At 45.4% G+C, this 20,643-nt stretch carries 16 protein-coding genes; 10 read left to right on the top strand and 6 right to left on the bottom strand.

Annotation, left to right across the window (positions count from 1 at the left end; genetic code table 11):
• Window positions 1–313 precede the first annotated feature (313 nt).
• Entirely contained in the window at window positions 314–799 is a 486-nt protein-coding gene (locus AC3WTL_RS19340) for a hypothetical protein (protein WP_197217396.1), read from the bottom strand.
• 183 nt (window positions 800–982) lie between these two features.
• On the opposite strand from AC3WTL_RS19340, the gene AC3WTL_RS19345 reads away from it, so the two are divergent.
• The gene (locus AC3WTL_RS19345) at window positions 983–2,677 is read left to right on the top strand and encodes a methyl-accepting chemotaxis protein (RefSeq protein WP_263599184.1); all 1,695 of its coding nucleotides are present in this window, start codon (window positions 983–985) and stop codon (window positions 2,675–2,677) included.
• Window positions 2,678–2,816: 139 nt separating this feature from the next.
• Here AC3WTL_RS19345 and AC3WTL_RS19350 read toward each other — a convergent pair whose 3' ends face one another.
• Window positions 2,817–6,563: a S8 family serine peptidase gene (locus tag AC3WTL_RS19350; RefSeq protein WP_492369901.1), complete on the bottom strand. Its 3,747-nt coding sequence runs from the start codon at window positions 6,561–6,563 to the stop codon at window positions 2,817–2,819.
• A gap of 422 nt (window positions 6,564–6,985) precedes the next feature.
• On the bottom strand, window positions 6,986–7,192 hold the full coding sequence (locus AC3WTL_RS19355; RefSeq protein WP_492369902.1) for a thioredoxin family protein: 207 nt from the start codon (window positions 7,190–7,192) through the stop codon (window positions 6,986–6,988).
• A 215-nt stretch (window positions 7,193–7,407) separates the two neighbouring features.
• On the opposite strand from AC3WTL_RS19355, the gene AC3WTL_RS19360 reads away from it, so the two are divergent.
• A complete protein-coding gene (locus tag AC3WTL_RS19360; protein ID WP_492369903.1) occupies window positions 7,408–8,004 on the top strand; it encodes a class I SAM-dependent methyltransferase in 597 nt (198 codons plus the stop codon).
• Window positions 8,005–8,033: 29 nt separating this feature from the next.
• On the opposite strand, the gene AC3WTL_RS19365 is transcribed toward AC3WTL_RS19360, so the two are convergent.
• A complete protein-coding gene (locus AC3WTL_RS19365) occupies window positions 8,034–9,206 on the bottom strand; it encodes an MFS transporter (protein ID WP_492369908.1) in 1,173 nt (390 codons plus the stop codon).
• A gap of 198 nt (window positions 9,207–9,404) precedes the next feature.
• On the opposite strand from AC3WTL_RS19365, the gene AC3WTL_RS19370 reads away from it, so the two are divergent.
• The 6 genes from AC3WTL_RS19370 (at window position 9,405) to AC3WTL_RS19395 (ending at window position 14,743) form a co-directional block, all read left to right on the top strand.
• The gene (locus AC3WTL_RS19370; protein ID WP_248350126.1) at window positions 9,405–10,739 is read left to right on the top strand and encodes an MFS transporter; all 1,335 of its coding nucleotides are present in this window, start codon (window positions 9,405–9,407) and stop codon (window positions 10,737–10,739) included.
• 13 nt (window positions 10,740–10,752) lie between these two features.
• Complete coding sequence (locus AC3WTL_RS19375; RefSeq protein WP_492369904.1) at window positions 10,753–11,730, top strand: ornithine cyclodeaminase family protein; 978 nt, start codon at window positions 10,753–10,755, stop codon at window positions 11,728–11,730.
• 68 nt (window positions 11,731–11,798) lie between these two features.
• Window positions 11,799–11,990 carry a hypothetical protein gene (locus tag AC3WTL_RS19380; protein ID WP_048011171.1) on the top strand — a complete coding sequence of 64 codons (192 nt, stop codon included), beginning with the start codon at window positions 11,799–11,801 and terminating at the stop codon, window positions 11,988–11,990.
• Between the two features lie 146 nt (window positions 11,991–12,136).
• On the top strand, window positions 12,137–13,255 hold the full coding sequence (locus AC3WTL_RS19385) for an NAD(P)/FAD-dependent oxidoreductase (protein WP_248350124.1): 1,119 nt from the start codon (window positions 12,137–12,139) through the stop codon (window positions 13,253–13,255).
• A 119-nt stretch (window positions 13,256–13,374) separates the two neighbouring features.
• On the top strand, window positions 13,375–14,223 hold the full coding sequence (gene ypfJ / locus AC3WTL_RS19390) for a KPN_02809 family neutral zinc metallopeptidase (protein WP_492369905.1): 849 nt from the start codon (window positions 13,375–13,377) through the stop codon (window positions 14,221–14,223).
• Between the two features lie 19 nt (window positions 14,224–14,242).
• Window positions 14,243–14,743 (top strand): cupin domain-containing protein, encoded by a 501-nt coding sequence (locus AC3WTL_RS19395; protein WP_492369906.1) that lies wholly within the window; start codon window positions 14,243–14,245, stop codon window positions 14,741–14,743.
• A 175-nt stretch (window positions 14,744–14,918) separates the two neighbouring features.
• Here AC3WTL_RS19395 and AC3WTL_RS19400 read toward each other — a convergent pair whose 3' ends face one another.
• Both AC3WTL_RS19400 and AC3WTL_RS19405 read right to left on the bottom strand, forming a co-directional pair.
• Window positions 14,919–16,412: a peptide MFS transporter gene (locus AC3WTL_RS19400; RefSeq protein ID WP_048011167.1), complete on the bottom strand. Its 1,494-nt coding sequence runs from the start codon at window positions 16,410–16,412 to the stop codon at window positions 14,919–14,921.
• Between the two features lie 231 nt (window positions 16,413–16,643).
• The gene (locus AC3WTL_RS19405) at window positions 16,644–17,912 is read right to left on the bottom strand and encodes a GGDEF domain-containing protein (protein ID WP_248350120.1); all 1,269 of its coding nucleotides are present in this window, start codon (window positions 17,910–17,912) and stop codon (window positions 16,644–16,646) included.
• Between the two features lie 470 nt (window positions 17,913–18,382).
• Between AC3WTL_RS19405 and AC3WTL_RS19410 the strand changes: the two genes are divergently transcribed.
• The gene (locus tag AC3WTL_RS19410) at window positions 18,383–19,564 is read left to right on the top strand and encodes a ParM/StbA family protein (RefSeq protein ID WP_152539667.1); all 1,182 of its coding nucleotides are present in this window, start codon (window positions 18,383–18,385) and stop codon (window positions 19,562–19,564) included.
• An 11-nt stretch (window positions 19,565–19,575) separates the two neighbouring features.
• A complete protein-coding gene (locus AC3WTL_RS19415; protein ID WP_248350118.1) occupies window positions 19,576–20,166 on the top strand; it encodes a hypothetical protein in 591 nt (196 codons plus the stop codon).
• Window positions 20,167–20,643 lie beyond the last annotated feature (477 nt).

Raw genomic sequence — 20,643 nt, forward strand, 5'->3', positions numbered from 1 at the left:
GGTCAACTTCGGACACAAAAAGCAGTGGAGCGTCATCTAGAGTCCGAACCCGGGTCAACTTCGGACACGAAAGGCAGGAAAGCGCTAGCTAGAGTCCGAACCTGGGTCAACTTCGGACACAAAAGGCAGGAAAGCGCCATCTAGAGTCCGAACCTGGGTCAACTTCGGACACAAAAAGCAGGAAAGCGCGAGTTAGAGTCTGAACCTGGGTCAACTTCAGACACAAAACACAGAAAACCGCCAGTCAGAGTCAGAACCCGCCCTTGTCCAAAACCAGCCAAAGCCCCAATCACTTAACAGATTGGGGCTATTTCTATGCGGACGGTAAGCACAACACAACAATCTTATACGGCGTAGTCTGGGCAGGTATACTTTTGGTAGACGGACCATAGGTCACAACCAGGTCTCTGTTGGCGGGGCTGCCGGTAAAGGCCTGCCCATTGGTCAGCACCATCCGGGTATACGGTGAGATGTTTAATTGCAGCTGTCCATCGCTGCTGATTAGCTGGCTATTAAAGAAGTCCGTTTTCACATTTTGTTGAGAAGTATGTTTTACCATCACCAGCGCCCGGTATTGAGGAGGATATATCAGCGGAACAGGAGCATTGCCGTCATAATATCCAGTAATGATGTCCCCTGTAGACAGCATGGTCTGGTCTAAAACATAAGTGGAAGGGGATACGATGAAATTAACCGTTCCTCCCATTCCGTTATCAGCAGAAATCATCTTAAGGCAGCCTTCGGCGTTAAAATCAGAGATTTGCACGATAGTACCCGTGAAATATTGAAAATTGGTCATCTTCTTCCTCCGTTCTTTAAAATAAAGCCTCGGATGTAACCAATATATTAAAACAGCCTACTTTACGTTCCTTTGTAAATTTACAAAACATTACTTTTTAACCAATCTTTACATTGGCTTTACATTCGGTCTGTATAATTTCTTTATAGGTCATTAGTATGATATTTTGGGGGTTTTGAAGAAATGAAGAAGCAGCTGGACAACTTTTCGGCAGCCTGCAGCCATAGGCTGAACTTGGGCAAAAGATTATTGGTATTGTTTTTTACCTTGCTGCTGCTATCGATATCGGCAGTCGGAGTTAGTTCCTATCTTAAAACAAAGGACATGGCAATCAAAACAATTGAGGATAGATTGGCAAGAGAAGCAGAACTAATGGGATACATAGCGGAAAACTTAAAGTTTGTGTATGTCAGTGATGATGCGTACTTTAAGCAGCAGCTCGAGGCCAGTGTCCGTGCTCAGCAGAAAAAGCTGCACTCGGATGGGATAGATTCCGATTTTTTCTATCTTGCAGATAATAGGTTGAAGCCTTTTAAGGTCAGCAGCAAAAAGGATGCCGCTTTTTCAAGAGATGTGATCAATAAGATCAGCGCAATGAAAAATGGCGTCTTACATATTGAGATGAACGGGACAGATTATACAGCAGCCTTTCAGGAGATGAAGGAAATCAGCGGCGTCTATGTAGTTCTCATCCCGGCAAAGGCGTATATGTCTGATGTGCATGCGATCGGTTATTTTATGATTGCAGCGATTGTGGTCAGTTTATTGTCTGCTTCAGCCATTATCAGCCTTTTTGTCAGAAAAATAACGAAGCCTTTGAACCTTTTAAGAAACACCATGCGGGAGGTCCGGGAAGGAAACCTGCAAAATCCGCTTGAAATTCATACAGAAATTCCTGAAATTGCTTCTCTGCAGAAAAGTTATAACAGCATGATCGAACAAATGAGGAGCCTGCTGCGGGAGCTGACCGGCTCAACGAGGGAGCTGGAGAGTACGGGCAATGAGCTGAAAGGGTCTTCCTTCGGTGCTCTTGAAAGCGGGCAGCAGCTGGAATCAGCCATTCACCTCGTGAAGTTGGGGGCAGAGCAAACAGCAGCCAGTTCTGAAAAAAGTGCGGCCAGTTTCAAAGAAATGAAAGATAGGTTTGAAGATATGTTTCTGCATATGCAGAGTGTCCACCGCAGCTCGGAGGTTATGAATGATTCTGCCTTGCGCGGAGGGAACAGCATCACTGATTTAATCGCTGCCATCCATTCCTTTGGGTCAAAGTTTGAAAAATTGACCCTGACAATAAAAGAGGTTAAAGACCATTCCTTATCGATTACAAATCTTGTCGGAATGGTAAAAGGGATTGCTGAACAAACAAGGCTGTTATCCTTAAATGCTTCCATTGAGGCTGCCCGTGCAGGAGAGGCAGGGAAAGGCTTTGCCGTGGTTGCAGGAGAAGTCCGGAAACTGGCAGAGCAATCTGCAGGTGCTGCAGAAAATATCACTCAGGGAATAAGAAGTATGGAGAATATAACTCTCAGAGCTTCAGAGGAATTTGACCGGCTCCACACGGAGATCAAAGACAATCTTGAGATGGCAGGACAATCCAAACTATCATTGAACGAGCTGATGAATGAGATTTCGAATGTAAACGGCAAACTCCAAACCATGCAAACGGAGCTGAAAGGCCTGGAAGAAACGCTGCCGCAGCTTGAACAGGGTGCTGAACAGTTCTCCTCTGTTTCACAGGAAACATTGGCCAGTGCAGAAGAAATGCTTGCTGCCAGCGTCATTCAGACAGGACAGATGAAGAAAACGGATAAAATTGGGGTGAAGCTCAACTCTTTGGCAAGGTCATTGTCTGAAATGACAAGCCATTATAGGGTATAGGGATGACGAAAAGCATAAGGAGAGACTCGCTGAATCCTCCAAAGCTGCCCTGGCGGGTTGCGAAGTTTGACGAAGTCTATTAAAAAAGTGAACCAGGCATTAACTGCCTGGTTCACACAAGAGCTTCATTAATTCCTCATTATTTTAATCCATAAGCCTTGATAATCTCCTGAGTTACACGATTGCCTGCATCATCCCATGCACTGGCACGCAGGGAGACAGAGGCTCCCTTCTTATTTGGATGCTTGATTTCGGCAGACCAGCCGTTTCCTTTAGCTGCTAATTTTGCCGCTTCCCATGTCTTTCCTTCATCAAAGGACACTTCAAGGCTGGCTCCTTTTATTTTGCCATTTTCAGGAGCATCGGCTATTTGAACAGCTGATAAATCAAGCTTAATCTTCTTACCGGCCGTGGAGTTGCCGGCCATGTCCGTATCCACTTTATAATCAAGAGAAATCAGCGGAAGTGCAGTCTGATATTCTCCCTGTTGCTGGGACCAGAATGTCCACTCTGTATGTGTACGGACTGATGTATTCCATCGTTCTGCATCGCGGGCTGCATCACTTACAAGTTTGTACTGGGTTTTCTCTGCCGGAAATTCATTAAATAGGTAGAGAGCCTGGCCCTTTCCTTCTCTAACCAGTGTATCCCCCTGATATAGCTTTAATGTCTGATCACCAGGGTAATTCATGTCGGCACCTGTATGGCCAGCTCCTGAGTCAGCCCAGGCAGGAACGTTGATAATCAAATAATTGCCTGTACGATAAGGAGCCCAAAATCCAGCACCAAAACGAGGGCGGACTACTGGTGAAAACCACTCTTCATTCAGCGTTTGACCTGGTTTGTATTCCACTTTTGGCTGTCTTACTTCCCATTGGGCATCAAGAACACCAGCCTGATGGTACCAGGACGTTCCGTTCTGCGCCGATACCCACTCTGTTCTGACGGATGGGAGTGACAGTCTTTGCAGGAAGCCCACTCCGGCAAAGCTGTGCTCGAGGATATCGTAGCGGAACTCGGCACCCGGTGCAGGGCGATCTGATTTATATTCAGAGTTGATTTTGACAAGGTCCTTCGTTTTCGGCGCATAATTTACTTTTTTAGGAACTGCCTGATGATGCATATCCACCAGGTCATATAAGTAGTCCGAATCAGGAGTACCCTCGACGTTTAAGGTCAATCCGCCGGCCTTGGCCGCTTCGATCAGTTCCTGTCCTTCATTTCCGCTGACTCCGGCCACAGAAAGAGGGCTATCGGAAAGTGAAAAATCTTCATTTTCTACTCCTGTCCATTCACTAAGCTCCTGCGGTCTGTCATTAACAGTAATTAATAGCTTTGCTCCTGCTGCCAGAGCTGCTGCAGCACGTTCTGATCCTGTTAATTCATCACTGCGCAGGACAATGGCGGCTTTGCCTTTAACATCAAGTTTTTCATAATCCTCCGGTGATCCATTTCCAGCATAGACAGCTTCCAGATTGTACTTCCCGTTCATAAGAGTGCTGCCAGCCTGCGGAATATCATCTAATTCTTTGCCCTTGAAACCAATGGTCAATAGTGGTTCTGCCAGGCGCCAGCGCGTAGCTTGCGTGAATTCACCAGTGTCTACTTTCTCAGTAGGGGCAGCGTACATTTTATCTGCCACTGCCGGCATGATGTAAATGTCATTCACCTGGTTTCCATCAATGCTGCGGTAGTATTCCATTTTTCGATAATGAGCTTCTGTCTTTTTTGGAACATCCACTGTAATTTCATTAGCCTCTCGCGCATCCAGCATAACGGTCTGCGGTCCATCCAAATGAATTTCCGGGTCACCGACAAGCGCTACTCCAGCATGATCTGTATCTGCATCAACATCCATCATCGACATAACCGAGTACGTTCCTTCCGGCAGCCGCAGCTCCTTCGTGCCAACCACTGAAATAAACTGCGGTTCGCCAGTTGGTCCCAAAAGGTAGAAGTAGGCAGTGGCAGCTTCCCCGTCACGGTCGATTGCCTTAATGGTCAGCGGGTATCTTTCATCTTCTTTGATCATGCCCAGTGAAGTATGGACAATGCTTTCTCCCTCTGATGAAGCGCTAATATGCCCCTGATAACGGGTGCCAAAATCACCTGCATTAGGGTCAAGTGTAACGGTGACATCTGCAATTCCTTTTGCTGGAACAGTCACTTTTTCAGCTGATAGCTTTACCATTCCAGAAGGTGCATTGGTGTTATTGATATCTTTGACAGACACTGACAGATCCAATGTTACATCCTGATCAGCATCATTGGTATACGTAATGGTCTTCTCAGCCGGAGCATCATTCTCATGAGGCCAGTCATAGAAGCCAAAGTCAAGAGACCCCGTTGCCCTTACATTGCCAAGTGCGGCCACAGCATCCAGACGGCCTGTGCCGCCTTCAAAAGGCTTAATGTGTTCAAGCTTTTTGGTCGTGCTCATCAGAGCTTCCTTAAGCTGTTCCCCGGTCCAGTCCGGGTGGCGCTGAGCGAGAAGGGCTGCAGCACCAGCAACATGAGGCGTGGCCATTGAGGTGCCATTCATGCTCATGTAAGAGCCGCTTCCCTGGTTCGTATATTGAGAACGTGCTGCCAGGATTCCAACTCCGGGAGCAGTAAGATCAGGCTTTAATCCTGAGCTTCCAAAGCTAGGCCCTTTAGACGAGAACCAGGCAAGACTGTCGGACTTGTCCACGGCGCCAACAGTTATAGCTTCCTCAGCAGCTCCCGGTGATCCGATTCCTTCACTGCCAGTGTTCCCGGCAGCAATAACAAACAGGGACCCTGTTTCTTTACTGAGATTGTTAACAGCTTGAGCCATTGGGTCTGTTCCATCGCTTGGTTCAGAACTGCCCAGGCTCATATTGACGACTTTTGCATTTTCAGCAGCCCATTCCATTCCATCGATAATCCATGAATCCTGGCCAAAGCCTTCATCACTAAGTACTTTTCCTACAAGGAGACGTGCACCTGGTGCCACACCCTTATTCCGTCCTTCTGATGCTTCTCCGGTACCAAGTACTGTGGAAGCCACATGGGTTCCGTGTGCATGTCTGTCGGTTACTTCTTCTCCTGGCACAAAGCTTACTGCCTCATCTAACTGACCTGAAATGTCCGGGTGCCCTGAATCAATCCCAGTATCCAGAACAGCCACCTTTACACCAGTTCCGTCATAGCCGGATTCCCAAGCGGAAGGAGCTCCGATCTGTGGGACACTTTGTTCAAGAGACGCTTCGACCCGGCCATCCAGCCAGATTTTTTCAATGCCTGGAGCCAGTGCAGCCTTGGTTTTTTTAGCAGTCTTGCTGGTGATTTCCGACCAAAATTCCTTTGTTTCTTTCTTATCAGCGGAGACTGCAACACTATCTATACTTTCAAGTACATGGGTTTTCTTTGAGCCTTTAGGTGCTTTAATAGCAGCAGCTGAACGGGCCTTGGACTCGGAATATTGAATGATGACAGGCAATTCCTTCTGATTCTCGTCATCATAGCCATCTTTGATTAAAGCTGTGATATTGAACAAATCCTGGTCCAAAAATCCGGAAGCCAGATAAGGCATAGCCTTGTCAGGAATGACATACGTTTCTTTGTTGGCTGTTAAAATACGTGCTCCACTGGCGGAAGGGTCCGCTGGTTCAACATGGATGATATTCTTTCCATCTGCGAATTCAGTTACAGTTACGACATCACCTGTAATAAGAGTGATGACATGCTTGCCTTTACTTGCTTTGGCATTCATCCCTTGCAGATCAGCTACGGATGCTTTGCCATCAGCCCCTTTAAGGATGCCTTTCCCGGAATCATCCGCCGAAGCCTGCAGGGGTGGAACAGCCAGCATAGCCGCAGCCATGGCAGCGGTTAAATACTTTTTAAACCTGAAATCTCCCATTCGTGTCCATTCTCCTCTTTAAAAGTATAGTGGTTTCCGTTAAAGCAGCTTGGAAATGAACCTATAAAACTGCTTTAAAATAATCAAGAACCAACCTCCTTAAATACTTGACTTATAGTTTGTAAGGGCGTTCTATTGAAAAGTATAAATAAGAAAGAAGATTCTGTTAATTGGGGAAATTAAAAGGCATTTTAGTTGTTAAATCTGGGCTAAAAGGATTAGAAATCGATGAATTGGCGGGTTATTGGAAGCGTTAGTAGGTATTTATAACAATAAAATTTGGGGTTATTTAATAGGGGGAGAAAATATTATTCTAATTTAAAGCAAATCTATTAAGTTTTTGAACTTATGAATTGTTGATTTTCTAAAACCTACAGCTGAATCGTCAAAAAGACCAGCGGTAAAGCACCGCCAGTCCTTATTTATACATCAAAAACCCCTTCATAAATCCTTTTCAAATTATCACGAAGCTTCTCAACAGGAATGAACCGCGCTTCCCTCAATACTTCTCTTCCATCCATGTATAAGGCAATCACGGGCACTGTAAAGGCCATCAGATACCCGGCAATTTCGGTTACCTTGCCTGCATTTACAAGCCGTGCTTCGATACGGGGGTATTCCTTCAACACTTCCTCAACCTGAGGAAGCAGGCCATGACAGACACTTCAGCTGTCATGCAGCACGTAAATAAGGCCGAGCTCCGTGCTTTGGATAAACTGCTGCACCTCTTCCATCGCTGTCAGCTCTTTCATTGTCATCCTCCTCTTGCTGGCATTTTTTTCATTATACAATAGGATTTCCAGAACCTCTCCTAGAATACCTTATGGGAAAAGGAGTGGTTAGATTGGCAAATTTATGGGAAGAAAAGTTTTCTCAAGCAGGCTATTTATATGGCAAAGAGCCCAACGAATTCATCAGGGAGCAGGCATGGCGGCTTGAAGGGCACAAACGTGTTGTTGCCTTTGCCGAGGGAGAAGGCCGAAATGCCGTATTCCTGGCAAGAAAGGGGCATGAGGTAACAGCATGGGATTTTACGCAAAGCGGGTTAGACAAAACAAAGCAGCTGGCTGAGCGCCATCAAGTCAGAGTGGAAACAGGGCAGAAGGATCTGATTCAGGATTCTGTGCCATCCGGTGAATATGACGCTTCCATAATGGTTTTCGGTCATTTTCGGAAAGAAGATCAGAAGACTGTTTTCGATAAGCTGGTTTCCGTCGTCAAGCCGGGTGGAATTGTCATGCTTGAGGTTTATTCAGAGGATCAGCTCAGCTATGGTACAGGCGGGCCAAAAAGTGTGGATATGGTCTATCATCCTGCAGATATTCTCCAATGGATTAAGAACTATAAAGTCCTCCATTTCTTTTACGGCGAACAGGAAAGAGTAGAAGGAAAAGGCCATACAGGTACGGGTCATGTCATCCAGGTAATCCTGCAAAAGTAGAAAAAGGAGGCAAAATGAGCCTCCTTTTTTTAAGGTGTAATCGAACGGGTTCTGTTCACCTTGGCAGAATACACACGATACATTATGAATGCCAAACCGGAAAGCAGGATTCCCGTCAGGTACGGAGCACCGATGCTGATGGTGAACAGCCAACCTCCGAGCGGCGGACCGATAATGCGTCCCAGGGAATCGAATGATGACAGCAGGCCGGTCGTGCTGCCGTGTCCAGTTTGAGATGTCTTTGTCAGCAGGGAAGAAACACTCGGACGGATAAACCCGTTCCCTATGCCGAAAATCGTCAGGAAAATCGCTGCAGTCGTAAAACTGTCAACCAGGAGAATCAGTCCAAAACCAATGGCAGAGACAACGATCCCCAGCTGAATCACAGCCCCTTCTCCATACTTTTTCGTCATTCGTCCTACCAGACCGCCCTGCACAAGGGCTCCTCCAAATCCCATAATCATAAAGATATAGCCCAGTTCCACGGTGCCAAGGCCGGCTTTTTCAGCCGCAAAATAAGCGAAGGTTGCTTCCAGTCCTGCCAGTGACAGCGAAACAAACAGCTGAAGGATAAACAACATGCCAGTGTTTCCTCTTAAAGCGGTCATCAGACCCGGACGCTTAGCCGTTCCCTGGCTGCGCTGCTCTGGTGAAAGGGATTCCTTCAGCACAACCATGACAAGGAAGAATGTGATAAACGAAGAAGTTCCTGCCGCGTAGAAAGGAAGGTTCAAACTTTCCCGGGAAAAGATGCCGCCAATCGCAGGGCCGAAAATAAAGCCTAAGCCCACTGCGGCACCAATGATCCCCATCCCTTTTCCGCGGTCTTCTTCAGATGTAATATCCGCTACATAAGCCATGACCGTCGGCATATTGGCAGACGACAGAAAGCCGCCGATAATTCTGGCTGCAAACAGCATCCAGAGCTCAGTGGACAGGGCCATCATGAAAAAAGACAATCCAAGGCCAAAAATACCGATCATAATGACAGGCTTGCGTCCGATTTTATCGGAAACGCGCCCCCACATAGGCGCAAACAGCAGCTGCATCAGCGAATATACGGCCATTAACAGGCCCAGTTCAGTGGGTGATGCCCCTAATTCCTCCGCATAAAAGGGGATGACAGGAATAATAATTCCAAACCCAACCATCACAAGAAACATAACGGCGAATAAAAGAGGCAGTGCTTTTTTAGTATTCAACATGTTCACTCCAGTTAAAGTCAAATTCCATCTAAGTATTATGATTATAACAAAAACATTCCCATACTTTCACCTTAGGGATTGGACAGGTAAATAAGTTCTATTTATTATCCAATTTTAAAAATATATTGAAATATCAAAATAATATAAACTATGATGAACTTGTACATTTTTACAGTTAAGAGAGGGGGAAATGGAATGGAAAAGAAATTAGAAAAGAAAGTCCTGATTGCAAGCCTGATCGGAAGTTCCATCGAATGGTTTGATTATTTTTTATACGGAACGGTTGCTGCACTTGTATTTAATCAAATGTTTTTTCACAGTGAGGATCCGGCTGTCGGCTTAATGCTGGCGTATGCCTCTTTCGCACTTGCTTTCTTCATCCGTCCGCTTGGCGGGGTTATTTTCAGCCACATAGGGGATAAAATCGGCAGAAAGAAGACACTTGTCCTCACACTGTCCCTTATGGGCGGTGCAACAGTCCTCATGGGCTTTTTGCCTACATACGACAATATAGGCGCGGCAGCACCGATTCTGCTGATTCTTTTACGCTTAATACAAGGAATTGGACTCGGCGGAGAATGGGGCGGCGCACTGCTGCTTGCTGTTGAATATGCTCCAAAAAATCGGCGCGGCTTTTTTGGAAGCATTCCGCAAATGGGTGTCACTATCGGAATGCTTCTCGGAACACTCGCTTTATCTATCATGACATTATTGCCGGAGGAAGCTTTTTTATCATGGGGATGGCGCGTACCGTTCATTCTGAGTGCCCTGCTTGTCTTTTTTGGCTTATGGATCCGCAAAGGCATTGATGAGACCCCATCCTTTAAAAAGGCCCAGGAAAAAGGGGAAATTGCCAACATTCCATTTGTGGAAACGATGCGCAGCCATTGGAAGGAAGTATTGATTGCTGTCGGCGCAAAAGTGGTCGAGACCGCACCATTTTATATCTTCGGGACCTTTATTGTTTCCTATGCGACCACACAGCTTGGCTTCTCGCGTACGGTTACATTGAATGCCGTTACGATTGCAACGGTTATTACTACTATTCTGATCCCGATTATGGGAAAACTGTCTGACAAAATTGGCCGAAAAAAGCTTTATGTCGGCGGAACGGTCCTGATGATGCTTTATGCATTTCCGTACTTCTGGCTTCTTCACCAGGGTTCGGCCGTTCTGCTGGTTGTGGCCACCATATTGGGTCTCGGCATCATCTGGGCACCAATCACCGCTGTCCTTGGAACGATGTTTTCTGAAATATTTAAGTCGAATGTCCGCTATACCGGCATCACCCTGGGCTATCAAATAGGGGCAGCACTGGCAGGAGGAACAGCTCCTCTCGTGGCAACTGCCCTGCTGAATGCCTATGACAATTCCTATGTTCCTGTAGCCTTATACATCATGCTTGCTGCCGCTATCTCTTTAATTGCGATTTCATCCGTCCGTGACCGCAGCAATCAGGACCTGGATTCTGATCTGCCAGGAGATGATGCTTTCCATACAGGCTTCGGACAAACCAATCATAAAGCTTAGAAAGGTAGAGTTCATGCTTTTATTATCTGAAAAAGAAATCAAATCCATCTATACGATGGAATCAGCCATTAAAGATCTTGAAAACGCTCTGGTACATAATCAGGAAGGGAAAATCCAGAATCCGCATAGAACCGTGCTTGATTTTCCGGAGAAAAAAGCTTCTGCCCTTTATATGCCGAGTGCCCTGCCGCCAATCGGAAAAACCGCTGTGAAGGTGGTCACCATCTTTCCTGAGAACCCTGCAATCGGCAAAAAAACTACTCAGGGAGTCATATTATTAAGTGATACGGAAACAGGGGAACACCTGGCATGCATGAATGCCTCGTACCTGACAAGACTCCGGACCGGGGCCGTGAGCGGAATTGCCACTAAGCATCTCGCGATAAAATCGGCAAGATCTGTGGCCGTGATTGGCTGCGGGGCAATGGCGGAAGAACAGCTTCAGGCTGTTTTGGAGGTTCGCGAAATAGATGAAATTTTCCTTTACAACCGGACGGCTGCAAAGACACATGAGTTTGCTGGAAAATTCCATAAGTTCAACGGGTCGGTGACCATTTTGGAAAGTGCCGATGAAGCTGTTTCCCGGGCGGATATTGTCATCTGCAGCACCCGCTCGGAAAAGCCTGTGTTCTCTGGAAAGGCCCTCCAGCAGGGGACGCATATAAACGGGGTAGGCTCTTATCTTCCGCATATGCAGGAAGTCGACGCAGAGACGCTGCTGCGAAGTTCTAAAATCGTCGTGGACACCATAGAAGGAGTTAAAGATGAAGCCGGTGATTTTATTATTCCTGCCGACGAAGGCATCTGGAGCTTTTCAGACCTGCATGGCGAAATCGGACAATTATCATCCGGAATGATTGCTGGCCGAGAAAACGATGAAGAGATTACCTTTTTCAAATCAGTCGGGATTGCCTATTTTGACCTGGCTGTGGCAGCAGCGGTTTATGAAAAAGCAATTCTTGAAGGCGTCGGAACGAAGGTGGATCTGTAAAAAGGTGAATAGTGCCTGAAGCTTTGGAAAATCTATAGCTATACTTCTAAATTAAAGGAGAGATAGAGATGCCAAAGCAGCCGAATAAAGTAACAGAAGAACAGCAAATCGTATCAGCCCAAAACCAGGCTGACCAATTCAAAAAAGGAATGGACACCGAATTTGCTCTTGAAGAAAACGTCCAGGATGCGGCAGCCAAAAGCCAGCAGTATCAGGCACAAAACCAGCAGCCAACCTATGAACCGAATAAGCCGTTTTAATGAAACTGCATGATGGGTGTTGCGCCTGTCATGCAGTTTTTAGTTTAAAACACTCCTCCAGGAACCAAAAAACTGCCCCTCTTTTTGAACCTTTCCCCAAACTCTTGTAGAATAAGTGGCAAACCAGATCGCAAAAAGGAGTCATTATGAAAAGTCATATCATAATTGGTGCAGGAATTCTGGGAGCTTCTGCTGCCTACCATTTGGCTAAGGAAGGTGCTAAAGTCACCGTTATCGACCGCAAAGATCCGGGGCAGGCAACCGATGCAGCGGCCGGAATTATATGCCCCTGGCTGTCCCAGCGGCGGAATAAGGCGTGGTATGCGCTAGCCAAAGGGGGAGCGGCCTATTATCAGACACTGATCAGGGAGCTTGAAAAAGACGGCGAGACAGAGACCGGCTATCAGCAGGCAGGAGTCGTCAGCCTTCATACCGATTCTGCAAAGCTGGAAAATATGGAAGAACGGGCCATGAAAAGGCGCGGAGATGCTCCTGAAATGGGGGAGATTACACATCTGTCTCCGGAACAGACATCCCGGCTGTTTCCGCCATTGTCTATGGAATATGCCTCTGTCCATGTAAGCGGTGCGGCGCGCGTCAACGGCCGCGCACTGAGGGATGCGCTGCTGCGGGCAGCTGAAAAGCATGGTGCGGAAGTGGTGCAGGGCTCTGCAGAACTTGTGTGCCAGGGAGATGAGATTACAGCTGTTAAAGCCAGCGGAAAGCAATATGAAGCGGAAAGTGTGATTGCAGCGGCCGGAGCATGGGCAGCAGAGCTTTTTGAGCCGCTTGGAATCCAGCTCGATGTGAAGCCGCAAAAAGCGCAAATTGTCCATCTTCAGCTTGAAGGGGAAGATACCGCGGGCTGGCCGGTTGTCATGCCTCCAAACAATCAATACATTCTGGCTTTTGAAGGCGGACGCATCGTCATTGGCGCCACCCATGAAGATGATATGGGCTACGATTTAAGAGTAACTGCAGGCGGTCTGAATGATATTTTTGAAAAAGCTTTAGCAATCGCCCCGGGATTATCGGATGGAACGTTTACAGAAGCACGGGTGGGATTCCGTCCTTATACACCCGGATTTCTGCCCATTATAGGGCAAATACCGGGTGTAAAGGGCCTTTACATAGCAAATGGGCTTGGAGCCTCAGGGCTCACTGCAGGGCCTTTTCTTGGCGCTCAGCTGGCCAGGCTTGCTCTCGGACAGGAGGTTGATATTGACCTGAGCCTCTATGATCCGGCTGGCGCGGTAAAAAAATGATAGGATCTCAAGGTGCCTGTTTTATCAGCAGGCACTTATTTTTGTATCTGATAAGTTAATAAATCGCTTTATTTCGGGTATACACTAATGAAAGTGATGTTTCATTAGGAGGCTGAATCATGAAGTGGAAAGGCAGAAGAGCGAGTTCGAATGTGGAAGACCGGAGAGGCATGGGAGGCGGGGGGAAAACCCTGATCGGCGGCGGCCTTGGCGGAATTATTATAGTATTATTATTTACCTTCCTCGGGGGTGATCCGGGTGAGCTGTTAGGCAATATGGCCGGATCAGATTCTGGTACATCTGTGCCATATGAAGAGTCAGAGCATGAAAAAGAGCTTGCTGATTTTGTCTCAGTTGTGCTGGCGGATACAGAGGAAGTCTGGACGGAAATATTCGAAGAGCAGGGTTTGCAGTATAAAGAGCCGACCCTTGTTTTATACTCAGGCAGTGTACAGTCTGCCTGCGGGACAGCTTCCTCTTCAGTGGGACCATTCTATTGCCCGGGCGACCAAAAACTGTATATCGATTTAAGCTTTTACGATGAACTGCAAAGGAAATTCCAGGCACCCGGTGATTTTGCCATGGCTTATGTTATCGCCCATGAGGTTGGGCACCATGTGCAGACACTTCTGGGGACAACCGAAGAAATCATGCCGCTACGCCAGAAAATGAGTGAAGAAAAATTCAATAAATATCTTGTCCGGTTTGAATTGCAGGCCGACTATTATTCTGGCGTTTGGGCCCATCATGCACAGGGAATGGGATATTTAGAGGAAGGCGATCTGGAAGAAGCCTTGAATGCCGCCACGGCAGTAGGGGACGACACCCTTCAAAAACGGGCGCAGGGCTATGTCGTGCCGGAAAGCTTTACACATGGCACGTCAGAACAAAGGAAGTCATGGTTTCACAAAGGATTCCAGAACGGAACCATTAAAGGCGGAGATACGTTTAAGCAAAGCAGTTTTTGATGCGAAAGGAGCGGATTGAATGAATAGAGGGATCCAAACCATTATGCTGGACGATGATGGGCAAATTCCCAACAACCAAAATTTCCCGGTCATCATATACAAGGCAGTTTTTAAGGAACAGCCCGGCGAAATAGAGGCTGCTTTCAACAGACACCAATGGACAGGAAGCTGGACGGGCGGAGTGTATGATTACCACCATTATCACTCCAACACTCACGAAGTACTGGGGGTCAAAGCGGGACAGGCAACCGTCCTTATCGGTGGCGATCAGGGCGAACGCCTCGAAATCAGCCAGGGCGACATCATTCTCCTTCCTGCAGGCACAGGGCATAAGAAGATTGAAAGCAGCCCGGACTTCGAAGTCGTGGGTGCCTATCCCGGCGGAACAAGCCCGAATATGAAGAAAAAGGACCCATCAGACCGTGTACACGCACTTGCAGAAATAAAAAATGTCCCGATTCCGCAGATGGACCCCGTTTATGGTGAAGAGGGACCGATGCTTAAGGAATGGAGAGGCTGATGGCAGCGGTTTACCGGCCAGTCTGAAGCATTTACCGGCCTAAATCGAGGATTTACCGGCCGATTTTAAGAAAATACCGGCCAAATTGGCGAATTTACCGGCCAAACATATTTCGGGAAACAAGCACAAAAAAAGCCAGAAGAGCTTAACTCTTCTGGCTTTTCCTTTTCCAAAATTAACGTACACCCTTCATAAAGCCTTGAATCTTAGGACTCAATAAGAATAAGATGATGGATAGCAGGATCGCTACTGCACCAATTACTCCGAAATACGTCATTTCAGTTTCAGGTGTGTAGAATTTAACAATCTGTGCATTGATTGCTTGTGCTGCCGCATTTGACAGGAACCAAAGGCTCATTGTTTGTGCGGAGAAAGCAGCAGGCGCTAATTTGGTTGTGGCTGAAAGTCCAACAGGTGATAAGCAAAGCTCTCCAAGAACAACAATGAAGTAGCTGAGAACCAGCCATAATGGGCTTACTAGAGAATCAGTTCCGCCAAGGTAAGCAGGAAGCAGAATCACAATGAAAGATAAACCGGCAAACAATAGACCCAGTGAGAATTTCTGCGGCACTGAAGGCTGGCGGTCGCCAAGCTTCACCCACAGCCACGCAAATACTGGCGCGAAGAAAATAATAAATAATGGGTTAAGAGACTGGAACCATGCCGGTGATATATCAAGTCCCATAAACTCAAGCTGTGTACGCTTGTCCGCATAATTCGCAAGAATTGTCGAACCTTGCTCCTGGATCGCCCAGAACATAACTGACGCAATGAATAATGGAATATACGCAATGATGCGTGAACGTTCCACTTCTGTAGTTTTCGGGCTGCGGTACATCATTGTAAAGTAGATAATTGGGAGACCGATACCCAGAATACCAACAAGTGCAATAAAGGAATCAAATGTTAAAAGACCAGTTGGGATGCCGACAGCCACTAAAATCGCAATAATAACAGCACCCAGGCCGATTCTTGTATAAACTGTTTTCTTTTCATTTGCAGATAATGGATTAGAAATATAAGTTCCCGCTAATCCAAGATTTTTCTTTTTCGTAAAGATAAACACCAATAAGCCAAAGAACATACCAACGGCTGCAATGGCGAAACCAAGATGGAAATTATATTTCATTCCAACTGTTCCGACAATTAACGGCGCAAGGAATCCGCCAAGGTTGATGCCCATATAGAAAATACTGAAACCGGCATCGCGGCGGTTATCTTCAGGACTGTAAATGTCCCCAACGACGCTCGATACATTCGGCTTCAATAAACCAGTACCTAAAACAATCAAAACCATGGAAACAAAGAACATAGCCAGGCTTCCAGGAATGGAAAGGGCAATATGGCCGAGCATGATTAAAATTCCGCCATAGAATACCGCTCTGGATGTTCCGAGTAATCTGTCAGCCATCCATCCGCCGATGATTCCTGACATATACACCAATGACCCATAAATGGACATGATTGCTAAAGCTGTTGGCTCATCGAGGCCTAATCCGCCTTTTGAAACCTCGTAGTACATATAGAAAACAAGGATTGCTCTCATTCCATAGTAAGAAAAGCGCTCCCAAAATTCGGTGAAGAAAAGTGTGAACAAGCCTTTAGGATGTCCGAAGAAACCTTTTTGAGGCACACTTTCAACAATTTTCTGCCTATTAAAATCTGACATGTTTCATCCTCCTTTTAGCTATTCTATAATATCTTTCATAGTTGCTAATTGTCAAAAAAAATTTTATGTAACGATGGTTATTATTGGCTTCAAAGGAGGAATAAATAGATTTTTCCAGAGGATTCATTCAAAGTTTATTTTTTCAGAATAATGATAGTATTATTAATTTTATAAAAAACAAATGTATTATACCCCAAAAAAAAGCCGCCCAAACCGGCGGCTGCGAATATCTTATGCGTTTGTCAGAACTGCTTCTGCAGGTCTATGCGGATAGGCAGGCTCTTCCCTGCTGGATAGCCTGTTTTTACCCATTTCCTTGGACTGGAGAAGGAGCTGGTCTGCATAAACATAAGCTTTTTCAATAGAAAGCAGATCGTTCACTGTATAGTAAAAAAGGCCAAATGATGCAGTGTAGGAAATAGAAATGGACTCCTCTTTAAAATCAGCTTGAAAAGGGCTGTTTTCAACGCCCTTGCGTATCTTCTGAGCTAAATTCAGGCACTCTTCATATGTTCTGAATCTCATAATAATCGTAAACTCTTCTCCTCCGCTCCTGAACAAGTAATCATCTTTGGAGAGGTAGCTTTTTAAAGTATCGGCAAAGTGCCTGATTGCCTGGTCGCCAACCGCGTGATTATAGCTGTCATTTATCCTTTTGAATTTGTCAATGTCAGCTACAACTATACCAAGGCTTTCACCTGATTGATTAAGCTCCGTCATCTTTTTATCCATATAAGCACGGTTAAACACACCAGTCAGAAAGTCAGTATAGGCCATCTGCTCAAATTTATCACGTTCGATTTTATTCTGCAGCATCTGTGATTTCGACAGAAACGAGCGGCTCACAAGGTAGTTAAGGATAAACAGGCTTATGAGCATTTCCCATTTTCCCTCCTTCAGGAATAACAGCAAAAGGCCGTTCGTGAAGGCAATCTTCCCCATATCCAGCACACTTCTTGTTTTGATAAAGTCAATTGCTTCTACCTTCGTTTTAATATCTCCTGTCAGTTTAAAAACAGTAATCAGGAATAGATCCGAAAGCAAAGAGGTTACGGTGATCAGCATCAGCATGACGACCCAAAAACCGAATGGCACACCCTTAAAGAGGGGAGATAACAGATGGAACAAATAGAATGCGATGGAGTTGCTCATTACAAAGGAACCAACGTTATAGAACGTATGGAAAAATTCATCAGGATCCTCTGTTTTTGTATGCTTTTTATAAAAATAGACGCAAAAACGGTAGATGACTTCAAAAATCAACAGCCCTAATGGCCCTGTAAACAGTCCAATGGAAAGACTGTAATTAATCCCATAATCGATCGATGTATTTCCATTTCTGCTGATAATCCGCAAATGATAATACAGGCATGCAAACAGCAGGTATATACCCAGCGCTTTTATATATACAGAGTTCTCGACACTGATTCCCTCTGAGAAAACAGCAGTGCACACGGAAATGATAAAAAGCGAAATCATAAATATTCTGGAGCCTTGCATCTTTCTGAACTCCTTTTCCTATTGTTATACTCCTATTTTATAGGAGTTTTTACCAAGAAAGTAGATTAATTTAGTATATTTTCTAAATTTTTTAATATTATCCAATTCAGTTGCTTTTCACTTAGAGAAGATAAGGATATTATTTTATCTCAGGAACTATCAAATTTTAAGAAAAACACCAAGGGGATCTGTTTGTAAACAAATTTGATTACATGTATACAATAATGTTTACAAATGTATTCAAAAATGTAAACAAGTATACAAATCGGTATTCACCTTGGTATATAAGGATGTGTGCACTTTTGTTTACATGTATGCGGAAAGTGTATACAATGAAGGCAGATGTTTACATTTTGTTTACGTTTTTACGCTTTGATTACTTTTTGTTTCCTCTCATTGATTAATCTCTCAATCTGAATTACTCTTAAAATAGCAGCTCTATATTATGGAGAATGAAAGGATTGAATGATTTGACGAATTCACGAATTGCAGCAGTTGACGTAGGAAACGATTCTATTAAAGCAATCTTTGGGAAATTGGATTCAGAATTAAACATACCGAATGTAATAGCGAGAGATGTTGAGGACCGGCCGGTTATCGGGATTGAAGAACTTGACAGCAAAAATCCGCTTGAAGGCATACATATTAGAGTTCACTCCCCTGCCCTGAAGGAAAACAATACGATTTACCGTGTAGGTCACCTGGCAACAAAAAGCGATAATGCTACTGAACTGGATCCAGGCAGCAGCAAATCCGAAGAAGATCAGACATTGGTTATGCTATTCACTGCTTTGGCATTGGATGCTGTACAAAACGGCGGTTCCACTGGCTTTAAAAAGTCAGGTAATGTGATCGATGCAAACTACACACTGGGCACAGGACTTCCGCTTCGTGAGGTAAAGGAAGGCAAGGATGCGGGCTACCGTTCCAAGCTGCTGGGCTCTGTCCATCAGGTTGAGTTCCTTGTAACACCGAAGTACCAAGGGCAAAAAGTTAATATCAAGTTTGAAGAAATCAAGGTTTATCCTGAAGGATTTGCTGCTTATATCAACCTTGTAATGGATAATAACTTAAACATCATTAATAAGGATTTAATTGATAAGCGTATTTTAATCCAGGATATCGGCGGATTATCTACGGATATCGCTGTCATTAAAAACCGCAATGTAGATGATGATAAAGCGCAGGGCTTCAATCTTGGCGTGTCTGAAGCGCTTGAATCCATCCGTGAAGAGATCCGTTCGAAGCATGGTGTTGAGCTCGACAGCCGCACAGATGTCGTGGAAATCATCACGAAGAAAAATGACCGCAATCATATTATGGTTAAGGGAAGCCGCACAAGCGTGCATGATATTACAGACCGTATCCTGCTTGACCTGGCTAAGAAGCAGTACCGCCTGCTCCGCAACGTTTGGCAGAAAAACTCCCAGACGGAGATCTGCTACTTCGTCGGCGGCGGTTCTATTGTTCTAAAAGATTATCTGAAGACATTAAATAATAATCTGGATGGCTATAACATTGACTTCTTCGAGGATGAAAAGGAAAGCATCTGGATGATGGCAAATGCTTATTACAAGCTGATCTCTGATTTTTCAAGAAGAACGAATAAAGATAAGGCAGACCAGGATAAGAAACCTGTAAAAGCCAACTAGGGTGATTTTTCATGAGTAAAGCTTCCTCTTCTGATATTAAGAGAGGACAATCCATATCCTTTCGTGTACCATCTGACACACCTGATCATATTCTGAAGCATCTGCAAAAGCTCAAGGAAACCGAAAAGCGGAATTTTTCGAGCAAGATGGCCGAGTTTGTGATGCAGGGAGTCAGCAGTTCACAATCAAAAGACCGGGAAACCATCACTATTCCCCTTCCAAAGGGGCTAAGCAAGGTTCAGCGCGACTGGCTAAAGCATGAGCACTCAGAAGCCTTGCTCGGCAGCATCATTTATCAGCTGATTACGGACCCGGTGCGGGCAACATCCCTGCTGGCGTCCTTGAACAGCCGCTCTTCTGATATAGATGAAGCTCTATATCTGCAGGAGGAGCCGAGGCCTGCTGTGAATGAGTATGATTCGGCAGCCGCAGCTTTAGAGGAAGACCAGGTAACTGAAGATGATCTGACGGATATTGAAGATGATCTGCTTGACTTTGATTGGGACAAAGCTAAACAGGAACAGCAAGAAGAAACTGAAGAGGAAAGCGAAGAAGACCTGGATACTCTTCTTGGCGGCTTTCTTGCACATATGAATAAATAAGTTCGAGGGGAGTTTCAGTGATGAGACTCCCCTTTTTTGCAGTTGAGCAGGGTCTGCTTTTGGAAAAAACAGTGTTAAATTCTGTGATAGATACCGCTTATTCGATAGAACCAGAAAGCTTCGGATTATTCGATAAAACCAGAAAGAAGCAGCGTCAAAGCCCTGGATAGATACCTCTTATTCGATAAAACCAAAAAGAAGCAGCGTCAAAGCCTTGGTTGGATGCCGCTTATTCGGTAAAATTAGAAAGAAGCAGCGTCAAAGCCCTGGATAGATACCGCTTATTCGATAAAACCAGAAAGAAGCAGCATCAAAGCCCTGGATAGATGCCGCTTATTCGATAAAACCAGAAAGAAGCGGCGTCAAAGCCTTGGTTGGATGCCGCTTATTCGGTAAAATTAGAAAGAAGCAGCGTCAAAGCCCTGGATAGATACCTCTTATTCGATAAAACCAGAAAGAAGCAGCGTCAAAGCCCTG

The organism is Cytobacillus sp. EB106-05-05-XG126, from assembly GCF_058791715.1.